This window comes from Paenibacillus sp. WG02, from assembly GCF_055396115.1.
Window position 1 is genome coordinate 185,598 of record NZ_AP036016.1, and the last position, 21,140, is coordinate 206,737.

At 47.8% G+C, this 21,140-nt stretch carries 17 protein-coding genes, 1 tRNA gene and 3 rRNA genes; 20 read left to right on the top strand and 1 reads right to left on the bottom strand.

Going from position 1 to position 21,140, the window contains the following annotated elements; all coding sequences use genetic code 11:
• Window positions 1–102 precede the first annotated feature (102 nt).
• The 11 genes from ACBP55_RS00815 (at window position 103) to rrf (ending at window position 13,670) form a co-directional block, all read left to right on the top strand.
• Complete coding sequence (locus ACBP55_RS00815; RefSeq protein WP_261303529.1) at window positions 103–327, top strand: hypothetical protein; 225 nt, start codon at window positions 103–105, stop codon at window positions 325–327.
• Window positions 328–356: 29 nt separating this feature from the next.
• Window positions 357–1,178 (top strand): spore coat protein, encoded by an 822-nt coding sequence (locus ACBP55_RS00820; protein WP_464649069.1) that lies wholly within the window; start codon window positions 357–359, stop codon window positions 1,176–1,178.
• 193 nt (window positions 1,179–1,371) lie between these two features.
• On the top strand, window positions 1,372–1,845 hold the full coding sequence (locus tag ACBP55_RS00825) for a DUF6130 family protein (RefSeq protein ID WP_464649071.1): 474 nt from the start codon (window positions 1,372–1,374) through the stop codon (window positions 1,843–1,845).
• A 180-nt stretch (window positions 1,846–2,025) separates the two neighbouring features.
• Window positions 2,026–2,721, top strand: a complete 696-nt coding sequence (pcrB, locus tag ACBP55_RS00830; protein ID WP_464649073.1) for a heptaprenylglyceryl phosphate synthase — start codon at window positions 2,026–2,028, stop codon at window positions 2,719–2,721.
• Window positions 2,722–2,724: 3 nt separating this feature from the next.
• On the top strand, window positions 2,725–5,085 hold the full coding sequence (pcrA, locus tag ACBP55_RS00835) for a DNA helicase PcrA (RefSeq protein ID WP_464649075.1): 2,361 nt from the start codon (window positions 2,725–2,727) through the stop codon (window positions 5,083–5,085).
• A gap of 64 nt (window positions 5,086–5,149) precedes the next feature.
• Complete coding sequence (gene ligA / locus ACBP55_RS00840) at window positions 5,150–7,171, top strand: NAD-dependent DNA ligase LigA (protein ID WP_464649076.1); 2,022 nt, start codon at window positions 5,150–5,152, stop codon at window positions 7,169–7,171.
• A 23-nt stretch (window positions 7,172–7,194) separates the two neighbouring features.
• On the top strand, window positions 7,195–8,205 hold the full coding sequence (locus ACBP55_RS00845) for a DUF1835 domain-containing protein (protein ID WP_464649078.1): 1,011 nt from the start codon (window positions 7,195–7,197) through the stop codon (window positions 8,203–8,205).
• Between the two features lie 235 nt (window positions 8,206–8,440).
• Window positions 8,441–9,982 (top strand): 16S ribosomal RNA (locus tag ACBP55_RS00850).
• 126 nt (window positions 9,983–10,108) lie between these two features.
• Window positions 10,109–10,184, top strand: a tRNA-Ala gene (locus ACBP55_RS00855).
• 323 nt (window positions 10,185–10,507) lie between these two features.
• Window positions 10,508–13,422, top strand: a 23S ribosomal RNA gene (locus ACBP55_RS00860).
• A gap of 131 nt (window positions 13,423–13,553) precedes the next feature.
• Window positions 13,554–13,670: ribosomal RNA gene (rrf, locus tag ACBP55_RS00865) — 5S ribosomal RNA — on the top strand.
• The 16S, 23S and 5S rRNA genes sit together here with 1 tRNA gene alongside, the layout of an rRNA operon.
• A 301-nt stretch (window positions 13,671–13,971) precedes the next feature.
• On the opposite strand, the gene ACBP55_RS00870 is transcribed toward rrf, so the two are convergent.
• On the bottom strand, window positions 13,972–14,499 hold the full coding sequence (locus ACBP55_RS00870; protein WP_464649080.1) for a hypothetical protein: 528 nt from the start codon (window positions 14,497–14,499) through the stop codon (window positions 13,972–13,974).
• 135 nt (window positions 14,500–14,634) lie between these two features.
• Here ACBP55_RS00870 and ACBP55_RS00875 point away from each other — a divergent pair, with 135 nt between their 5' ends.
• The 9 genes from ACBP55_RS00875 (at window position 14,635) to ACBP55_RS00915 (ending at window position 21,139) form a co-directional block, all read left to right on the top strand.
• Complete coding sequence (locus tag ACBP55_RS00875) at window positions 14,635–14,835, top strand: sigma factor G inhibitor Gin (RefSeq protein WP_029198487.1); 201 nt, start codon at window positions 14,635–14,637, stop codon at window positions 14,833–14,835.
• Between the two features lie 103 nt (window positions 14,836–14,938).
• A complete protein-coding gene (locus tag ACBP55_RS00880) occupies window positions 14,939–16,441 on the top strand; it encodes an aminotransferase class I/II-fold pyridoxal phosphate-dependent enzyme (protein ID WP_464649082.1) in 1,503 nt (500 codons plus the stop codon).
• A 40-nt stretch (window positions 16,442–16,481) separates the two neighbouring features.
• Window positions 16,482–17,141: a dTMP kinase gene (tmk, locus tag ACBP55_RS00885; protein ID WP_464649084.1), complete on the top strand. Its 660-nt coding sequence runs from the start codon at window positions 16,482–16,484 to the stop codon at window positions 17,139–17,141.
• A 46-nt stretch (window positions 17,142–17,187) separates the two neighbouring features.
• Window positions 17,188–17,517 carry a cyclic-di-AMP receptor gene (locus tag ACBP55_RS00890; protein ID WP_029198490.1) on the top strand — a complete coding sequence of 110 codons (330 nt, stop codon included), beginning with the start codon at window positions 17,188–17,190 and terminating at the stop codon, window positions 17,515–17,517.
• A gap of 85 nt (window positions 17,518–17,602) precedes the next feature.
• Entirely contained in the window at window positions 17,603–18,049 is a 447-nt protein-coding gene (locus ACBP55_RS00895) for a YaaR family protein (RefSeq protein WP_464649087.1), read from the top strand.
• Window positions 18,050–18,112: 63 nt separating this feature from the next.
• Entirely contained in the window at window positions 18,113–19,090 is a 978-nt protein-coding gene (gene holB, locus ACBP55_RS00900) for a DNA polymerase III subunit delta' (protein WP_464649089.1), read from the top strand.
• A gap of 1 nt (window position 19,091) precedes the next feature.
• The gene (locus ACBP55_RS00905; protein WP_029198493.1) at window positions 19,092–19,895 is read left to right on the top strand and encodes a PSP1 domain-containing protein; all 804 of its coding nucleotides are present in this window, start codon (window positions 19,092–19,094) and stop codon (window positions 19,893–19,895) included.
• Window positions 19,896–19,954: 59 nt separating this feature from the next.
• Window positions 19,955–20,296 carry a DNA replication initiation control protein YabA gene (gene yabA / locus ACBP55_RS00910; RefSeq protein ID WP_029198494.1) on the top strand — a complete coding sequence of 114 codons (342 nt, stop codon included), beginning with the start codon at window positions 19,955–19,957 and terminating at the stop codon, window positions 20,294–20,296.
• A gap of 81 nt (window positions 20,297–20,377) precedes the next feature.
• A complete protein-coding gene (locus ACBP55_RS00915) occupies window positions 20,378–21,139 on the top strand; it encodes a tRNA1(Val) (adenine(37)-N6)-methyltransferase (protein WP_029198495.1) in 762 nt (253 codons plus the stop codon).
• The last annotated feature ends 1 nt before the right edge of the window (window position 21,140 follow it).

A 21,140-nucleotide genomic window follows, 5' to 3' on the forward strand; every position in this document is an offset into this window, starting at 1 on the left:
CTAGTTTTCCAAATTTTTGATTAACTTTTTTTTCCAACAATACATAAAACGGAATAATTTGGGAAACCTACAAAAAAGGAATGGAAAGGAGGTAAGATTCACATGTATAGCAATCAAGGGAATCAACAAATTTCGGGCAAAGAGCTTTTGTATGTAGCTGATACGCTGAAAAATGAAGAGCTGTTAGCAAAGCTTTGTGTACAAGGTGCGGTGAACAGCCAGAGTCAGTCTTTGAAACAAACCTTGTCTCATCTTTCTCAGGAGCGTCTGCAAAACATTAACGTCCTCATCAACACCCTACAGCAGCAATCAGGTATTACCCATTAATTCGTACAAAATAGGAGGTGCAAGAAGCCATGTATCAGCAAAATCCGTATCAACAGCAGCAACAGTCTCATCAGTTACAAGCACAATTAAAAGACGAGGACTTCGCGAACTTTGTCCTTTCTGAGTTGAAGCGCAGTGCTCGTGAATATACAACTGCAGCTTTGGAGGCCGCTAATCCACAGATTAGGCAGACCTTTCAGTCGTTATTGCAAAAGACACTGCAGGATCAAGCTGCCGTATTTCAGGAAATCCAGAAGCTTGGCCAATATGAGATTCAAGCTGCTCCTCAGCAGCAAATTGGGCAAGAGCTGCAGAAACAAAGCCAGATCGCAGCTCAGCTGCAGTCCTTTGTACAACAAAATTTAAGCCAAACCAGCACGGCGAGCTATCAGCAGCAAGACCAGACGACTATCGCCCAGCAGCAACAGCAACATCAGCAGCAGAGTCAACAACAGAACCAAATTGCAGCTTTATACCAAACACAGACACCAATTCAACCGATGATTAGTGCCTCTCAATATCCTAATGCGGTGTACAATAATCAAGGGCAAGGCTATTCAACCCATACACAGTCTTCACCCAATCAGACAAGTCAACAGCAAGCCTATATTAGCAACCTGCAAGGACAAAATTATCAAGATCAGAATTATGGACAAACGGGCTACGGACATTCTCAGGGTCAGGGCTATGCCGCATCAACCGGATACAGCGCATCTGAAAATGCGGGCATGACTAGCAAACCAGCAAGCTCCACCAACGCTTCCCGCAGTCAAACAAGTTCTCAGTCCTCGACGGCAGGAGAAAGCTCTTATCTCAATAAACAGCATGAGGGCAGTAAATACAGCTTCTAATTCGGTTAGCCTGTTCCCTCGGCACCAAGACGTCCTAGCTTCTAGCTATAGGGCGTCTTTTTTTATCAAACATCCCATCGCTCTAATATGTTTATTTATTTTGTCCCACTTTCTCATAATCATGGTATGGAACCAGCTTGTCACACATATATAAGGAACATAGGATGTCCAAACTTATGGGAGAAGGGTGCTAATGCTGATGAGAAAAACGTGGATTTACGGCGCAGCTACTTTAATGGTACTAGGAGCATTAACAACAGCGTGTGGTTCCAAACAGGAGGTTGCTACTAGCGGTACAGCAGGCTTGAAGGACCCCAAGGCAGCGACTACCGTGGCCCAAGGGAAGACGGAAAGCAGTGTGAAAACGGTGACCTCAAACGGTAAGCCAGCCATCGATGCTGATTATAAAGTTGATGGCAGAAACGTTACGATCACCTATCAGACAAGTAATTTCCAGATAGCGGATCATATGGATCAGAAAGCCGTACAAGGTGAAGGACATTTGCATTTGTACGTGGATGGTAAGCAGAAGGCGATGATTGGCAAAACGGGTCCGTTAACTCTGACCAATTTAGCATCAGGCAAACATGAGATCAAACTCGAGCTTCAGCAAAATGATCATAAGGATCTCAATGTAGAGAAAATTCTTAATATTGAAGTAAAATAATTGGGAACATTTGTGCGTATTTAGTCGGAAATCAAGCGTTGGCGCAGATCAGATAACATTACGTTCATATTCCTTGAAAAGGCGGGCGATTAGCCCGTCTTTTGGCATTTGACACACCTGTATACGTAGCATAGACTGTTGATAGTATGGCAGTATTGCCGCCTAATCGGAGGGAAACAATTGATCGTCGATATACGTAAGTGGAAGCATGTATTTAAGCTTGACCCCGATCGTTACATTTCAGATGAAGCGCTCGATCGGCTTTGCCAGTCGGGGACAGATGCGATCATGGTCGGTGGCTCAACGGGAGTAACTTTTGATAACACCGTAGATCTTCTATCTCGGATTCGTCAGTATGAGGTACCTTGTGTGCTTGAGATATCTAATCAAGAGGCGATCGTCCCAGGTTTTGATTTATTCCTAATTCCGATTGTGCTGAATGCGGATGATCCAAAATGGATCGTTGGGCAGCATCATGAGGCGTTGAAGGAATATGGTTCTCTGCTCAATTGGGACGAAATTATTGCCGAAGGCTATATTATTCTTAATAGCGAAGCTACGGCTGCGCAATTAACATCGGCTCGTACGACCTTGGATACTAAGGATGTTGCGGCATACGCACGCATGGCGGACAAGCTTTTTCACATGTCTATTGTTTACTTGGAATATAGCGGTATGTTTGGAGATATGGAGCTGGTACGGCGGACGCGACAAGTGCTGGAGAATGCCCGTTTATTGTATGGCGGCGGTATTGACAGCCTGGATAAAGCGCAGCAAGCAGCGGAGGTCGCAGATACCATCGTCGTTGGCAACATTATTTATAGTGATCTGGAGCAGGCGCTTCAGACCGTGAACTTTGATAGAACAGGAAGGTAACTTATGAACGAGACAGTCAATATTTTAGATGCGATAAAAAGGTTGAATCCCGAGCAGCGCAAAGCAGTCGAAGCTGTCGACGGCCCACTTCTGATTATGGCTGGAGCGGGAAGCGGGAAGACACGTGTGCTAACGCATCGTATTGCTTACTTGATCGGCACGCGCAAAGCGGCGCCATGGAGCATTTTGGCCCTTACGTTTACGAATAAAGCGGCTCGTGAGATGCAGGATCGTGTCGGCAAGCTGGTTGGCGGCAGCGGGAACGATATTTGGGTATCCACGTTTCACTCGATGTGTGTACGCATGCTGCGCAGAGACATTTCACGCATCGGTTTCACCTCGAATTTTACCATTCTAGATTCCGGTGATCAGTTATCAGTCATCAAAACGTGCTGCAAAGAACTGAACATTGATACCAAGAAGTACGAACCTAAGACCTTTCAAGCGGCCATTTCTACAGCCAAAAATGAACTCATCTCTCCTAAACAATTTGAAGATAAAATCGGTGACTACTTCGACGGATTGACCTCCAAAATTTATACACTTTATCAGAAGAAGCTTAGAAGCAATAACTCCCTGGATTTCGATGACTTAATTATGGCAACCATTCATTTGTTTAATGAAGTTCCAGAGGTTCTGGAGTTTTATCAAAATAAATTTCAATATATTCATGTCGATGAGTATCAGGATACGAACCGAGCGCAGTATATGCTGTGTCAAATGATTGCGGCCAAACATCAGCGCATTTGCGTTGTAGGAGATAGTGATCAGTCCATTTACCGTTGGCGTGGAGCTGATATTTCGAATATCCTTAATTTTGAAAAAGATTATCCGAATGCTACCGCTATTTTATTGGAGCAAAATTATCGCTCCACTTCTAATATTTTGCAGGCTGCCAATAAGGTCATTGCCAATAATACGGGACGTAAGCCCAAAAATTTATGGACGGATAAAGAGGGCGGCGTAAAGATTAAGCTGTATCAAGCCGATTCCGAGCACGAAGAAGGCTATTTCGTTACAAGTGAAATTAATAAAAATAAGTCCAATGGGAAAAAGTTCGGTCATCACGCCATTCTGTACCGGACGAACGCACAATCTCGGGTGATTGAGGAAATTCTCATTAAATCCGATATCCAATACACCATTGTTGGCGGCGTAAAGTTCTACGATCGGAAAGAGATTAAGGATATTTTGGCGTATTTGCGCCTCATCTCCAATCCGGACGATGATATTAGCTTGAGCCGAATTGTGAACGTGCCGAAGCGGGGCATTGGCGACACCTCGATGGATCGAGTGGCCGAAATGGCGGGACGAAGAGGTATTTCCTTATATGCCATGCTGGAGGAAGTCGATTCACTCGAGATCACATCGAAGGCTAAGCATGCTTTGGCTGATTTCCGTGAAATGATTGATAACCTGAACCGAATGGTTGAATACTTATCTGTAACTGAACTGACGGAGAAAATACTGGAGATGTCGCAGTACCGTCTGGAGATGCAGCGTGAGAATACGATTGAATCCAAGGCTCGTCTCGAAAATATCGAGGAGTTCCTGTCTGTGACGATGGACTTCGAGAAACGTAATGAGGACAAGTCACTCATCTCGTTCCTGACCGATTTGGCGCTTATCGCCGATATCGATACGCTGGATAAAGAAAAAAGCGAGGAAGAACAGGACGCTGTTGTGCTCATGACGATGCACAGCGCCAAAGGCCTAGAGTTCCCGGTTGTATTCATCATCGGGATGGAAGAAGGCGTCTTCCCGCACAGCCGTGCCTTTGCCGATAACGAAGAGCTCGAAGAGGAGCGCCGTTTGGCCTATGTCGGCATCACGCGCGCCGAGCAAGAGCTTTTCCTCACGTGCGCCCGCATGCGTACGCTCTTCGGCCGCACCGCCGCGAACGCGCCATCGAGATTCCTCCAGGAGATTCCGAAGGAACTCCTGGAGAACGTCTCGATGGGCGGCTCCATCGGCGGTGGCTTCTCGCGAGCTGGCCGCACCAGCTCCAGCTCGTGGGGCAGCAGCAGTGGCAGCAGCGCCACTGCCTCACAAGCGGGCCGCGGTTCCGCCGGCTCGTCCGCTTGGGGCACGCCGTCCTCGTTCGGACGGCCTAGTACGGGCGCGGCTGCGCCAAGCCCTGCAGCCGGGGCGAAGCCGGCTGTGTTCCGGGCTCCGCAGCCTGCCGCAGGCGGCGCGGTGCCGGACTACAAAGCCAGCGACAAAGTGTCGCATGGCAAGTGGGGCATCGGCACCGTCGTGTCAGTCAAAGGCTCGGGTGACGACACCGAGCTGCAAATTGCTTTCCCGGCGCCTGTTGGCTTGAAGCGCCTGCTCGCCAAGTTCGCTCCTATTACGAAACAATAGGAGCCGCTTTTCGCCTTTATTTACCTGACCCACCCTATTACCCATTAGAGAGGAAGAGCCCGTAATGACAGATGCCATCGCGGCAATGAAAACCCTCATCCAAGAAATCAACAAACACAATCATAACTACTACACGCTCGATCAACCGGCGATTTCTGATGCCGAGTGGGATGCTTTATACAATAAATTGACCGCGCTAGAGAAGGAGACAGGGATTACCCTGCCTTCTTCTCCAACCCAGCGCGTGGGCGGCGACATTCTCAAAGGTTTTGATCCACACAAGCATCTGGCTAGGCTTTGGAGCTTGGACAAAGCGCAAAATGCCGAGGACCTGCAGACTTGGCACACGCGTGTGCTTAAGCTAATTGCAGATTACAACAGCAAGAACCCAGAGAACCCGTTGCCAGACCCGACGTATGTGGTGGAATTAAAGTTCGACGGGCTCACGCTGAACCTTACCTATAAGCAAGGAGAGCTTGTCCAAGCCTCTACGCGAGGAAACGGTACGGTTGGTGAGGGCATTTTAGCCCAAATCAAGACGATCAAATCCATCCCGCTGGAAATCCCTTACAATGAGGGGACCATTGAAGTGCAAGGTGAGGGTATGATGTTTCTTTCTGTGCTCGAGGCGTACAACCAAACTGCGACGGATCCGCTCAAAAATGCTCGCAACGCAGCAGCCGGAGCGCTTCGCAACCTCAATCCCAAAGTGACGGCAGAGCGTAAGCTGAACGCTTTCTTCTATAATGTGGGTTACTCCGACGGCATCCAGTTCGATAATCATTTCGATATGGTTCAGTTTCTTCGTGACAACCACTTTAAAGTGAGCAACCGCACACGGTATTTCAGCACGATTGAAGAAGTAAGCGCAGAGCTGGAGCAGATTGCTGAAGAGCGCCTTAGCTTTGATTTTCTGATTGACGGAAGTGTCATCAAAATTACAGACATGCGCACAAGAGAAGTGCTCGGCTACACCGAGAAATTCCCTCGCTGGGCGATCGCCTATAAGTTCGAAGCCGAAGAAGCGACAACAATCCTGCAAAGTGTATCTTGGGAAGTTGGCCGCACCGGCAAAATCACACCGTTAGCCCGCGTTGAAGCCGTGGATCTCGCTGGCGTAACCGTACAGAACTGCACGCTCAACAATGTCGGTGACATCGAGCGCAAAAACCTCAAGCACGCCTTAGGCAGCCTCGTCTACATCCGTCGCTCCAATGACGTCATTCCTGAAATTCTCGGTAAAGTAACCGAGGAGAATGACGGTGAGGAGATTGTAGCTCCGACGCATTGTCCTTCCTGCGGCAGTGAGCTCGAGATGCGTGGTGCGCATCTGTTTTGTTTGAACCGTCTCGGCTGCAGTCCGCAGCTGGTTGGGCGTATGGCGCATTTTGCTTCGCGCGATGCGATGGATATTGAATTTTTCAGCGAAATGACCGCTTCACAGCTGCATCAAGAGCTGGATGTCCGCGATCCTGCGGATCTGTACACCTTACAATTCGAGGACCTCGTCAAGCTCGATCGCTTTGGCGAGAAGAAGGCCCGCAACCTGCTTGATGCGCTAGAAAAAAGCAAATCGCGCGATCTAGCTTCGTTTCTCTATGCCCTAGGCATTCCCAACTCGGGTAAAACCACGACCAAGGTCCTGGCAGACTACTATCGCAGCTTACCGAAGATTATGGCGGCTACGCCTGAGGAGCTAATCGGGCTCCCGGATGTAGGTGGAATCGTAGCTGAGAGTATTTATTCATTCTTCCGTGACCCTGTGATGGTATCCAGCATTGAGCGTATGCTCGCTGCAGGTGTGAACCCGATAGCCGAAGAGCCGGCGGTTGTTTTGGCTAGCCCTGACAATCCGTTTTTCGGAAAAACCATTGTCCTCACAGGTACGCTATCCACTATGGGACGTGACGAATGTGCCAAAAAGCTGGAAGCATTAGGGGCTAAGATTACAGGAAGTGTTTCTAAGAAAACGGACATCGTGATCGCAGGGGAAAGCGCCGGCAGCAAGCTGACGAAAGCGCAAGAGCTTGGTATTCGGATCATTGAGGATGAACAGGAGCTTTTGCAGCTTTTAGGTGAAGGCTAAATGACAAATAAGGGGACAGTGCCATGCCGAATAAACTTCATATCGTGAATGGAGACGCTTTTGGAGATAAGCTGCATGCTTCGGGTATCGATGGAGACATATTGGTGTGGCGCGAGTCACTATATGAAGGACCTATCGGCATGCAAATGTCGGATAGTGTCCTTTTATCTATTAGGGCGGTCTATATGAATCGCCAGCATGGCATCCCTCAGGAAATGTTCAACTCCACTACCTTGGAGCAGGAAAAAGCGCTGGACAAGCTTGCGGAGGATGTAGACGAAATTGTCCTGTGGTTTGAGCATGATCTATATGACCAATTAATGCTTTGTTATTTGCTATCGAGATTATTCGCTCTCCCTGATCGATCCTATAAAGTATCTTTGTTAAGTATCAATCAATTTCCTGGCGTTGAATTATTTCATGGCTTAGGTCAATTAGACGTCATTCAAATTAAGCAGCTCCACGACAAGTGGTTGCCTGTTAATGAAGACCAGTTTCTCCTGGCCTATAAGGTTTGGACAGCCTACTCAGCCTCTGAGCCCCATCTTATGGCGACTTTATTAGAAGAGGATCTATCTGCACTGCCTTTTCTTAAAAAAGCCCTAGAGGCCAATTCAGAACGCTATCCATCTATGCAAAATGGCTTGAATACCATTCAACAGCTCATTCTTGAGCTGATAGGGGATGGAGAGGTTCCCGTTCTGTCGTTATTTCAAAAAGTAAGCAATGCAGTCAGTCATTACGGCCTTGGTGATTTGCAGTTATGGGCTATTGTGGATAGTATTCGCAAATGTGAGGTTCCGCTGGTCCGTCTTACTGGCGGGGACAAGCTGCCGAGTTACGGCGAACCGCTGCCGGCTCAATTTGATAATTGGCAGTTGCAAAAGACTGAAATGGGAAAACTAGTTTATGCAGGTGACCAAGATCATCTATACCTGAACGGCATGGATGATTGGATTGGCGGCGTTCATTTGTTCGGGAAAAAGGGGATATGGCGCCGAAACGCTGCAACCACGGGGTTTTTGAAGATGTAAGATAATGGATGAACAAAGTTGCTTGCAATTCGTTTTGAAACCTGATAATATATGTTCTTGTCACCGCAACAAGCGATGCATTAACGCTTTAAACGGTAACGCATTAAAGCTCCTTGAAAACTGAACAAATGAATGAAGCAAATCAGCAAATTCAGTCACGCAAGTGACTACAATTGAGATTGCAAAATCTCGCTAGCAACGCAAATGAGCAATTAAGCTTTCAAATAGTTTTACTATTATGGAGAGTTTGATCCTGGCTCAGGACGAACGCTGGCGGCGTGCCTAATACATGCAAGTCGAGCGGGTTTACCCTTCGGGGTAAGCTAGCGGCGGACGGGTGAGTAACACGTAGGTAACCTGCCTATAAGATCGGGATAACTATCGGAAACGATAGCTAAGACCGGATAATTGGTTTTCTCGCATGAGAGAACTATGAAACACGGAGCAATCTGTGGCTTATAGATGGGCCTGCGGCGCATTAGCTAGTTGGTAGGGTAACGGCCTACCAAGGCGACGATGCGTAGCCGACCTGAGAGGGTGAACGGCCACACTGGGACTGAGACACGGCCCAGACTCCTACGGGAGGCAGCAGTAGGGAATCTTCCGCAATGGACGCAAGTCTGACGGAGCAACGCCGCGTGAGTGATGAAGGTTTTCGGATCGTAAAGCTCTGTTGCCCTAGACGAACAGCAAGGAGAGTAACTGCTCTTTGTGTGACGGTATAGGAGAAGAAAGCCCCGGCTAACTACGTGCCAGCAGCCGCGGTAATACGTAGGGGGCAAGCGTTGTCCGGAATTATTGGGCGTAAAGCGCGCGCAGGCGGTCAATTAAGTTGGGTGTTTAAGCCCGGGGCTCAACCCCGGTTCGCATCCAAAACTGGTTGACTTGAGTGTAGGAGAGGAAAGTGGAATTCCACGTGTAGCGGTGAAATGCGTAGAGATGTGGAGGAACACCAGTGGCGAAGGCGACTTTCTGGCCTATAACTGACGCTGAGGCGCGAAAGCGTGGGGAGCAAACAGGATTAGATACCCTGGTAGTCCACGCCGTAAACGATGCATACTAGGTGTTGGGGATTCGATTCCTCGGTGCCGAAGTTAACACAGTAAGTATGCCGCCTGGGGAGTACGCTCGCAAGAGTGAAACTCAAAGGAATTGACGGGGACCCGCACAAGCAGTGGAGTATGTGGTTTAATTCGAAGCAACGCGAAGAACCTTACCAGGTCTTGACATCTGGGTGTAAGCACTAGAGATAGTGCCCCTCTTCGGAGCACCCAAGACAGGTGGTGCATGGTTGTCGTCAGCTCGTGTCGTGAGATGTTGGGTTAAGTCCCGCAACGAGCGCAACCCTTGATCTTAGTTGCCAGCACTTTGGGTGGGCACTCTAAGATGACTGCCGGTGACAAACCGGAGGAAGGTGGGGATGACGTCAAATCATCATGCCCCTTATGACCTGGGCTACACACGTACTACAATGGTCGGTACAACGGGAAGCGAAGCCGCGAGGTGGAGCCAATCCTTATAAGCCGATCTCAGTTCGGATTGCAGGCTGCAACTCGCCTGCATGAAGTCGGAATTGCTAGTAATCGCGGATCAGCATGCCGCGGTGAATACGTTCCCGGGTCTTGTACACACCGCCCGTCACACCACGAGAGTTTACAACACCCGAAGTCGGTGGGGTAACCCGCAAGGGAGCCAGCCGCCGAAGGTGGGGTAGATGATTGGGGTGAAGTCGTAACAAGGTAGCCGTATCGGAAGGTGCGGCTGGATCACCTCCTTTCTATGGAGACTCGGATCTGATAGATCCAGTCAAGTATCTTCGGATACACAAACCGCTGATTACTCATTTCATTTGTTCAGTTTTGATGGAGCTTGTACACTTCTTTGAAGTGTATCTCATCAATGTGGGGCCATAGCTCAGCTGGGAGAGCGCCTGCCTTGCAAGCAGGAGGTCAGCGGTTCGATCCCGCTTGGCTCCACCATTAACCTAATGCATACTTCCGCCGCCGATAAGGCGGTGTTGTTGACACTAGGGCGATGAAAAGTAAACCATCTGTATAGCTTATGATTCACCTCATCATTTGGTAATTTTTGATTGTTGCCGATATTGAGATGGCATGATAAGATATAGTTCCTGTCGCCGAGAGGTGCAGGGGAAACAACACATTTGTTCCTTGAAAACTAGATAACGAAACAGTTGCAATTTACCTTTGCGAAGCATAGGTCAATTGTCAACAAAAAACGTAAAGTAAGAACTTAGGTAGCATGATCTTTGGATCTTGCGAAATTTTCAAATGTTTTTTCTGGTTAAGCTAGAAAGAGCACACGGAGGATGCCTAGGCACTAGGAGCCGAAGAAGGACGTGGCGAACGACGAAATGCCTCGGGGAGCCGTAAGCAGGCTTTGATCCGGGGATGTCCGAATGGGGGAACCCAGCTGTGGTAATGCGCAGTTACCATGCAGTGAATACATAGCTGCATTGGAGGCATACCCAGGGAACTGAAACATCTAAGTACCTGGAGGAAAAGAAAACAAAAGTGATTCCGTCAGTAGCGGCGAGCGAAAGCGGAATAGCCCAAACCAAGGAGCTTGCTCCTTGGGGTTGTAGGACCTCGATATGGGGTTAGTTCGGTAGGCGAAGAGATCTGGAAAGGTTCGGCATAGAAGGTAAAAGCCCTGTAGCTTAAATCGAACGAAACCCTTAGAGGTATCCTGAGTACGGCGGGTCACGTGAAACCCCGTCGGAATCCGGCAGGACCATCTGCCAAGGCTAAATACTCCCTAGTGACCGATAGTGAAGCAGTACCGTGAGGGAAAGGTGAAAAGCACCGCGGAAGCGGAGTGAAAAAGAACCTGAAACCGTGTGCTTACAAAAAGTCAGAGCACTCTATATGTGTGATGGCGTGCCTTTTGTAGAATGAACCGGCGAGTTACGTTCCCGTGCGAGGTTAAGCTGAAAAGGCGGAGCCGCAGCGAAAGCGAGTCTGAATAGGGCGCTTTAGTACGTGGACGTAGACCCGAAACCGTGTGATCTACCCCTGTCCAGGGTGAAGGTGAGGTAACACTCACTGGAGGCCCGAACCCACGCATGTTGAAAAATGCGGGGATGAGGTGGGGGTAGCGGAGAAATTCCAATCGAACTCGGAGATAGCTGGTTCTCCCCGAAATAGCTTTAGGGCTAGCCTCGGATGTTGAGTTGTGGAGGTAAAGCACTGATTGGGTGCGGGGCCCGCCAAGGGTTACCAAGTCCAGTCAAACTCTGAATGCCACAAACTTAAATCCGGGAGTCAGACAGTGAGTGCTAAGATCCATTGTCAAAAGGGAAACAGCCCAGACCATCAGCTAAGGTCCCCAAGTGTGTGTTAAGTGGGAAAGGATGTGGAGTTGCACAGACAACCAGGATGTTGGCTTAGAAGCAGCCACCATTGAAAGAGTGCGTAATAGCTCACTGGTCGAGTGACTCTGCGCCGAAAATGTAACGGGGCTAAACACGCCACCGAAGCTATGGCTTGCACTATGTGCATGGGTAGGGGAGCGTTGTATGTACGTTGAATTCTGACCGTAAGGACAGGTGGAGCGCATACAAGTGAGAATGCCGGTATAAGTAACGAAAAGATCAGTGAGAATCTGATCCGCCGAAAACCTAAGGGTTCCTGAGGAAGGCTCGTCCGCTCAGGGTAAGTCGGGACCTAAGGCGAGGCCGAAAGGCGTAGTCGATGGACAACAGGTGGAAATTCCTGTACCACCGTAGCCGTTATGAGCGATGGAGTGACGCAGAAGGATAGTGACGCGAGCTGATGGATGCTCGTCCAAGCAGTGAGGCTGATGTGTAGGCAAATCCGCACATCGTAAGGCTGGGCTGTGATGGGGAGGGAAACTTTAAGTACCGAAGGTCATGAGTTCACACTGCCAAGAAAAGCTTCTAGCCAGGCGAAGGTGCCCGTACCGCAAACCGACACAGGTGGGTGAGAAGAGAATTCTAAGGCGCGCGGAAGAACTCTCGTTAAGGAACTCGGCAAAATGACCCCGTAACTTCGGGAGAAGGGGTGCCTCGGTAGGGTGAATAGCCCGAGGGGGCCGCAGTGAAAAGGCCCAAGCGACTGTTTAGCAAAAACACAGGTCTGTGCGAAGCCGCAAGGCGAAGTATACGGGCTGACGCCTGCCCGGTGCTGGAAGGTTAAGAGGAGTGGTTAGGGGCAACCCGAAGCTATGAATTGAAGCCCCAGTAAACGGCGGCCGTAACTATAACGGTCCTAAGGTAGCGAAATTCCTTGTCAGGTAAATTCTGACCCGCACGAATGGCGTAACGACTTGGGCGCTGTCTCAACGAGAGATCCGGTGAAATTTTAATACCTGTGAAGATGCAGGTTACCCGCGACAAGACGGAAAGACCCCATGGAGCTTTACTGCAGCTTGATATTGGACTTTGGTACGATCTGTACAGGATAGGTGGGAGCCTTTGAAGCCTGAGCGCCAGTTTGGGTGGAGGCGCCGTTGGGATACCACCCTGATCGTATCGGAGTTCTAACCTGGTACCGTGAACCGGTATGGGGACAGTGTCAGGTGGGCAGTTTGACTGGGGCGGTCGCCTCCTAAAATGTAACGGAGGCGTTTAAAGGTTCCCTCAGAATGGTTGGAAATCATTCGCAGAGTGCAAAGGCATAAGGGAGCTTGACTGCGAGACCTACAAGTCGAGCAGGGACGAAAGTCGGACTTAGTGATCCGGTGGTACCGAATGGAAGGGCCATCGCTCAACGGATAAAAGCTACCCTGGGGATAACAGGCTTATCTCCCCCAAGAGTCCACATCGACGGGGAGGTTTGGCACCTCGATGTCGGCTCATCGCATCCTGGGGCTGAAGTAGGTCCCAAGGGTTGGGCTGTTCGCCCATTAAAGCGGTACGCGAGCTGGGTTCAGAACGTCGTGAGACAGTTCGGTCCCTATCTGTCGCGGGCGTAGGAAATTTGAGAGGAGCTGTCCTTAGTACGAGAGGACCGGGATGGACGTACCGCTGGTGTACCAGTTGTCTCGCCAGAGGCATCGCTGGGTAGCTATGTACGGAGGGGATAAGCGCTGAAAGCATCTAAGCGCGAAGCCCCCCTCAAGATGAGATTTCCCAGTATGTAAGACCCCTTGTAGACGACGAGGTTGATAGGTTCGAGGTGGAAGTGCAGCAATGCATGCAGCTGACGAATACTAATCGGTCGAGGGCTTAACCAATTCCCAACCAAGTGAAGATAAGCTTAGTAGCGAATTCCGAATACTTGATTGGGGCCCAGAAAACCTAAGCAATTCAAACCTTTACGCAAGTTTCGTATCTAGTTTTCAAGGCGCAAACTACGCTTTGACTGTTTGGTGATGATGGCGGAGGGGACCCACGCGTTCCCATCTCGAACACGACCGTTAAGCCCTCCAGCGTCGATGGTACTTGAACCGCAGGGTTCTGGGAGAGTAGAACGTTGCCAAGCAAACAAAAAGAACCTTACAAGGAGAAATCCTAGTAAGGTTCTTTTTCTATTTGTTGAAATTGACGAAGAGGCAGGTATAACTAAAATCTCACAGAATAGGAGTCCCTAAAGGCTTCTATTTCCTTGGTTTTTAGCGAAATCAAGCAAATAGCATACGCTAGAGGCTTCTATTTCTCAAGAAATGGCAAGATTCAACGATTATCAACAGAATAGAAGCTCCTAAAGACTGCTATTCCGCTATCGATTCAATCTTTATAACAAAAAAGAGCCCTTATGGGCTCTTATTTCATTTCAAGAACAGCTATTGCATGTAGCAAGATGTGTCCTTATCTGTGATTTTAATCAAGCCAGCTTTGCGGTATGGGCGAAACCGGTAGAGCATCCACAGCCGCGGCATAAGCATCCAGACATGAAAGATCGTGAGATGGATTAACCATTTGTCAGGTATCCATGGATAAAGAAGTGTAATCATAGCAAGGCCAATCCAAAATAAAGTAAGCTGTATTTTGGATACCAGTCGAATGGAGGCATTTCCCTCTGGCAAGAATCCACACCAAAAGACTCCCCAGCGGTAAGACCAGCCCCTCATAGCCATTCCAATCGTAAACTGAAAATAGATCCGGATGAGTAAAGAATGAAAGATAAGAAGAAGCGGATAGCTGACTAAGAGCGGCAGCCAGTTCGTAGGGTCAAATTTGTAAAAGACCGCTAGGATCAGCAGCATAAAATAAACAATTATTTTATACAAGGAATGATATATTCGCTTCATTAAAGTATAGCTATAAATGGTAGATTGTTTGGAGAGATTTGGCTCCTGTTTGGTTGACATGCTGATGACCTCCGCAAGGCGGTTAACCTGATATAAGTCTATATCGGCACATGCCTTCCAAAATATGAGTGTTTAGCTAGTTTAGGAGAATTGGAATACGGATATACTATTAGTAAAAGATCGTGGGGTGATCATATGGAGGAGAACCGAATAGGGGTATGTATGATCTGCGAGCAGCAGCGGATTGGGGGAATTCATATTATTATGGCCTTTATCTGTGATGAGTGCAGTAGTGAGATGGTCAAAACGAATGTAAATGATCAGAAATATCCATTTTTTGTGAGGCAGATGAAGAAAGCATTTTATATCGGCAGCTCGAAACAATATATGAACTAATGGGGAAGCTTCTTATGGAAGCTTTTTTGTTTTTTTTGCGTCAATCCACTACTATAAGGGTATAAAATAGAAAGCTCACGGAGCACAAGGAGTCGTGTCAAACATGAGCAGCCAACATGCTAAACAGTCACGCGCGCCGCTTTTTGAAGCCATGGTCGCCCATCACGATAAGAACCCTGCAAGCTTTCATGTGCCTGGTCATAAATCCGGACAGGGCTTGTTGGATGAAGGGACAAGCTTCCTTAAGACGGTGATGTCTATCGATTATACGGAAATTACGGGCTTGGACGATTTACATCATGCTGAAGGTGTCATTCGTGAAGCCGAGCAGCTAGCGGCGGAGTGTTTTGGAGCCGAGGAGACGTATTTTCTGATAGGCGGGAGTACGGTTGGCAATTTAGCCATGATTTCTGCCGTATGTGGGAAAGATGATATCATTCTTGTGCAGAGGAATGTACATAAGTCAGTCATTCATGGGCTTATGCTAGCCGGTGCCAAGGCAGTGTTCATAGCTCCTGGCATTCATCCGGAAACAGGTGTGGCCACAAGTCTATATATCGAAGATGTTAAACAAGCGCTAGTGCTGTATCCAGAGGCTAAGGGTCTATTTATAACTAATCCTAATTACTACGGTAATGGTGTCAATCTCAAGCCTTTCGCGGAATTGATGCATGAATATGGGAAGCTGCTGTTGGTAGATGAAGCGCACGGGGCGCACTATGGATTTCATCATGAGGTGCCGGCTTCCGCGTTATCGCAAGGTGCTGATGCTGTGGTACAATCCACGCACAAGATGCTAACGGCAATGACCATGGGGGCTATGCTGCATGTCCAAGGACCGCGGATAGATCGAAGGGCAATCCAACAGTTGCTTGCTATGCTGCAGAGCTCAAGTCCATCTTATCCTATAATGGCATCACTAGATTTGGCTAGGAAGAGGATGCATATAGAAGGCAAAAACTGGCTGGATCAAGGACTAGCTGTTGTAAAAGAGTTCAGGTCGCTGCTTGATGGGCTTACCGTATTCGGATACCACCCACGAGAGCTTCTGGTAAATCAGAGTCAAGAGATTCAAACAGCAGATCCATTTAAAATAGCCATCTATGATGCGACGAATACGTTATCTGGCACTGAACTCAAAGAAAGGCTAGAAGCTCAAGACTGCTTTGTCGAAATGACGGACGGACGTCAAGTGCTTCTTGTTTTCACCCCTGCTTCCACGAGAGAGGATATGTTAAGAATTGTCGAAGCATTAACTAACATTTGTTTGGACGTTCCGATACAAAAGAAGGAACTTCAAGCGCCAATCTCGAATATACTTAAATTACCCTACTACACTCCAATCTCTTCACCAGTTGCATTTGATATGAGAGATATCTCCAAAGCATCACGAGACAGCGTGTTTAGTCAGGTTAGTGTTCAGGGGGCGGTCGGGAAGCGTTCTGCGGATATGGTAATCCCTTATCCACCGGGAATTCCCTATTTATACCCTGGCGAAATCATCTCGGCTTCTGTGGCCGAAGCCTTATTGCAATTGGCCGCAAACGGAATCAAGTTTCAAGGAACCGAATTTGGACAGACACAAAAGCTAAAGATATACACATAAACCATTCTAAGATCTGGTAAAGCAGCATGCAGGAGGAAGCGTGAACGGAATATTTATAACGTTTGAAGGGCCGGACGGCGCTGGAAAAACAACACAGCTTAAGAAATTAGCTGAGGAGCTTAAGCAGCAAGGGCATGATGTCCTCGTTACAAGAGAACCAGGCGGAACGGCAATCAGTGATCAAATCCGCAGTATTATTCTTGACCCTGTGAATAAGGAGATGGTGGATCAAGCGGAAGTTTTGTTATACGCAGCATCTAGAGCACAGCATGTACATCAGTTAATTCTTCCGGCACTCGCTGCTGGCCGAATTGTGCTATGTGATCGTTTCATTGATGCGAGTGTTGCTTATCAGGCTTACGGATTAGGCGTAGATGTAGATATGGTTAAGGCCATCTCACGTTATGCCAGTTCGGGATTACAAGCAACCCGAACATACATCTTAGATGTGCCAGTGGAAGTAAGCTTGGCGAGACTTCACCATAGAGCAACGGGCACAGGCGTGAATGCCCAGCAGTTGGATCGCATTGAACAGAAAAATGTAGATTATCACAGTCGGGTACGGGAAGGATTCCATCAGATTGCAGCTGATCATCCTGAACGGGTGCGAGTTGTTAATGCAAACCGCAACGAAGAGGAGATTGCAAGAGATATATGGAAGGATTGTAATCGTTTGCTTGAGGAACATATTTCCGGTTAAAGCAGAAAATCCATTCTTAGTTTATAATAAAAGGGAGGAATCACCCATGAAACTAGTCGTAGCCGTTGTACAAGATAAGGACAGTAACCGTCTCTCTAATGCTTTGATAAAAGAAGGGTTTCGCGCCACGAAACTGGCAAGTACCGGTGGATTTTTACGTGCGGGAAACACGACTTTTATGATTGGTACGGAAGATGAGAGGGTGCAAGAGGTCATGCAGGTCATTCGCACCAATTGCAAAATTCGGGAACAGCTTGTTACACCGGTTTCTCCGATGGGAGGAACGACGGATTCCTATATTCCATTCCCTGTGGAAGTTCAAGTGGGTGGAGCCGCGGTTTTCGTATTACCGGTAGAGCGCTTCGAGCATTATTAAATTGATAAGCGCTGTTCCTTGTTAGATAAGGGCGGCGATCTTTTTATACTAGGTTTAATCAGACATACACAAGGATGGATGCGTCTTGAAAATTAATCCGGGGTGGCAGCCCATCGGTAAGAACGTCAAAGTGAATGAGAACGTCCCGCCGCCACAGATGGCCCCCCGGAATTTCTCTGACATTATGCAGCAGCAGGATGAGAAATTTACGCAGGAGCAATTATCCAAAATGGTGCAGCAAATTACGCTGCAGGGTGATCGTCTGTCGCGGGCAATGACGGTAAGAGAGCTTTTGCAATACAAGCTGTTGATTAAGCAGTTTCTAGAGGAAACAGCTCGCCGTGGTGTCAATTTAAGAGATACGAAGGGTTGGGATCGTCGCGGCCGTTCGAAACGATATAAGCTTTTGGAGGAAATCGATCTAGAACTGCTTGCGTTAGCAGATGAATTGCTAGAAAACGAGCAGGGGCGAATTGAAATTTTGCACAAAATCGGAGAAATCCGAGGGATGCTGATTAACTTGCTATTTTAAAATATAAGAAAATATAGGATTCGAGCTATATAGCCGTTTATCCTCGGATGGAGCGTATTTCTAATGTCCTTTCAAGCCATACCGGGGCAAGCAGCGGCTAAGCAGTTTCTGCAGAACGGGCTGCGGCAAGACAAGCTGTCTCACGCCTATATATTTAGCGGGCCAGTAGGAACTGGACGCTCGGAAATGGCCATAGCCTTGGCCAAAGCGATCTACTGCCAACACGGGACTGATGAGGCATGTGGTGAATGTTTGGAATGCCGTAAGGTCGAGCATCGTAATCATCCGGATTTACACATGGTTACGCCTGATGGAGCTTCGATTAAGATCGAGCAAATTCGTGAGCTGCAGAAGGAGTTTGCTTACCGCGCTACAGCCTCCGGAACCAAAATATATATCCTGTATCATGCGGATAAAATGACGGTACAGGCTGCTAATAGCCTGTTGAAGTTTTTAGAAGAACCGACCTCACGTGTGGTCGCGATACTCATTACAGAGAATGGCAACGCCCTGCTGCCAACGATTCAATCGAGGGCGCAGTGGATTAATTTCACGCCAATGCCGCGTGAGCAAATGGTCTTGACGCTTTTGGAAGAGGGTCATCCTGCATCGCTTGTTCAGCCCGCCGCACATTTAACGGCAGGATTGCAAGCGGCTAGGGATTTAATTGCTGCGAATTGGTTTGCAGAAATGAGAACCGTAGTGTTACAATTAGCTAAGGAGACGCTCACACGTTTCCCTACTTCCATGATTACGGTGCAGCAACGGATTGTGAAAACGGAGCTAGCGGATCATATGTCGAGTCTTTTCGACTTGTTGATTCTCTGGTTTAAAGATATGGTGCAGCTGCGCCTGGAGCGCAGAGATAAGCTTGTTTATAATGATCAGCTGGACTGGATGAGCTCCCTCGCGTTCAGCCGGGATGTCTCAGTATGGGTGCGTATGATGGAGCAAGCCGTAGATTTACAAAAACGACTGCGTTTCAACGCCAATTCTCAGCTGGTTATAGAGAAAATGCTCGTGGAGATGCAGGGGGTGTAAGATGTATTCGGTAGTTGGCGTCCGCTTTAAGAAAGCGGGTAAAATATATTATTTTGATCCGATTGATTTGCCGATTGAGAAAGAAAGTGCCGTTATTGTTGAAACCGCTCGCGGAGTTGAATACGGCAAAGTTGTTGTTGGAAAGAAGACTGTCAAAGAAAATGACGTCGTTCTTCCTCTCAAAAAGGTGATTCGCATTGCGGATGACTCGGATGCTGATTTGGTTGAAGAAAATAAGAAAGCAGCCAAAGATGCGTTTCAAACGTGTCACGAGAAAATTAAAGACCATAGTCTTAAGATGAAGCTCGTAGACGTAGAGTATACCTTTGATCGCAATAAAATTATTTTTTATTTTACGGCTGAAGGGCGCGTTGATTTCCGCGAGCTCGTGAAGGATTTGGCGAGTATTTTCCGGACCAGAATCGAACTGCGTCAAATTGGCGTACGGGATGAAGCGAAGATGCTTGGAGGTATAGGTCCGTGTGGGCGAATTCTATGCTGTTCCTCGTTCTTAGGTGATTTCGAACCCGTATCCATTAAGATGGCGAAAGACCAGAACTTGTCGCTTAACCCAACGAAGATTTCCGGATTATGCGGACGGTTAATGTGCTGCTTGAAATATGAACATGATAACTACGAGAGCGCGAAGGATTCACTGCCAACCGTAGGTAGACAAGTAATCACTTCTTTCGGTAATGGTAAGGTGCTTGGGTTGAATATCAAAGAGCGTACCGCAAAGGTTCAATTGTTTGATCTTGGTAAAGCACTTGATTTACCATTCGATGATGTAGTAGAACAAGAGTAGAGGCAAAGTATCCAAGGAGGCGCTGGCCAGTAAGCATGCATGGCACTAGAGGTGAAAGCGTGGATAAACAAGATATTTTTGGACAAATAGATGGGATCGAAGAACGAATGGGTGCCACTTATGCCGAGTTGGGTGCCTTAAAGAAACAAATCATTAACCTCATCGAAGAAAATAAGAGATTAAGCATCGAAAATCAGCAGCTCCGCAAACTGATCAGACAAGAGGAAACGATTGTCGAGCAGCCAGTAGGAGAGGCGGAAGAACCACTTCCGTTACCTGGAGCAGGTTATGATAATTTGACTCGCTTGTATAATGAAGGTTTTCATATTTGCAATGTGTATTATGGACACCTTCGGACCGAGGGAGATTGTTTATTTTGCTTATCCTTTTTAAATAAATAAGTGATTTTGACCGTAGGGGTGTATGCCTTACGGTTTTTTTCCATAATGAGCAGACTAGAAAGGAAATGACGGAGAATACGTATGAAGCAAGTACAGTTACGACCTACCGAACGAATTGATGATTTATTGACGTATGATTTGAAAATTATTCAGAGTGATGAAGTGTTCAGCTTTTCACTAGATGCCGTCCTGCTAGGCCGATTCTGCAGTGTGGCTCCCAAGGGGCGCATGATTGATTTATGTACGGGCAACGGGGTCGTCCCTCTGCTCTTAACAACGCGAACACGAGCTGAGATTTGGGGCGTTGAAATTCAAGAACGGCTCGCGGATATGGCGGTTCGCAATGCAGAGATTAATGGATTGGAAGAGCGGCTGCATATGCTTCAAGGGGATTTGAAAACCATTCATGAAACCTTGGGTCATGGCCAATTTGATGCCGTAACGGTGAATCCTCCTTATCTACCTGTGCCAAATGGTGAGCAGAACGTCAATGAGCATTTCGCTGCGGCTCGTCATGAAATATATTGCAACTTGGAAGATGTCATTGCAGCAAGTGCAAAGCTCGTGAAGGCTGGCGGTAAAGTAGCGATGGTCCACCGTGCTACACGATTAATCGATATCTGCTGCTTAATGAGGCAGTATCGTCTTGAACCGAAGCGCATTCGCTATGTGCACGCACGTGCTGGGGAAGAAGCGATGATGGTGCTGATCGAGGGAATGAAGGATGGAAAGCCTGAGATCCGTACGTTACCGCCGCTTATTGTTTATGATGACAATCAAGAGTATTGTAAAGAGCTGAAAGAAATTTATTACGGGGGCAGAAGCTCCTTAGAGTTTTCGTAGA

Excerpts from the sequence above, each read along its gene's own strand:
- ACBP55_RS00815 (WP_261303529.1), top strand. The coding sequence starts at position 103 with ATGTATAGCAATCAAGGGAATCAACAAATTTCGGGCAAAGAGCTTTTG.
- ACBP55_RS00820 (WP_464649069.1), top strand. The coding sequence starts at position 357 with ATGTATCAGCAAAATCCGTATCAACAGCAGCAACAGTCTCATCAGTTA.
- ACBP55_RS00825 (WP_464649071.1), top strand. The coding sequence starts at position 1,372 with ATGCTGATGAGAAAAACGTGGATTTACGGCGCAGCTACTTTAATGGTA.
- pcrA (WP_464649075.1), top strand. The coding sequence starts at position 2,725 with ATGAACGAGACAGTCAATATTTTAGATGCGATAAAAAGGTTGAATCCC.
- ligA (WP_464649076.1), top strand. The coding sequence starts at position 5,150 with ATGACAGATGCCATCGCGGCAATGAAAACCCTCATCCAAGAAATCAAC.
- ACBP55_RS00845 (WP_464649078.1), top strand. The coding sequence starts at position 7,195 with ATGCCGAATAAACTTCATATCGTGAATGGAGACGCTTTTGGAGATAAG.
- ACBP55_RS00870 (WP_464649080.1), bottom strand. The coding sequence starts at position 14,499 with ATGTCAACCAAACAGGAGCCAAATCTCTCCAAACAATCTACCATTTAT.
- ACBP55_RS00875 (WP_029198487.1), top strand. The coding sequence starts at position 14,635 with ATGGAGGAGAACCGAATAGGGGTATGTATGATCTGCGAGCAGCAGCGG.
- ACBP55_RS00880 (WP_464649082.1), top strand. The coding sequence starts at position 14,939 with ATGAGCAGCCAACATGCTAAACAGTCACGCGCGCCGCTTTTTGAAGCC.
- ACBP55_RS00890 (WP_029198490.1), top strand. The coding sequence starts at position 17,188 with ATGAAACTAGTCGTAGCCGTTGTACAAGATAAGGACAGTAACCGTCTC.
- holB (WP_464649089.1), top strand. The coding sequence starts at position 18,113 with ATGTCCTTTCAAGCCATACCGGGGCAAGCAGCGGCTAAGCAGTTTCTG.
- ACBP55_RS00905 (WP_029198493.1), top strand. The coding sequence starts at position 19,092 with ATGTATTCGGTAGTTGGCGTCCGCTTTAAGAAAGCGGGTAAAATATAT.
- ACBP55_RS00915 (WP_029198495.1), top strand. The coding sequence starts at position 20,378 with ATGAAGCAAGTACAGTTACGACCTACCGAACGAATTGATGATTTATTG.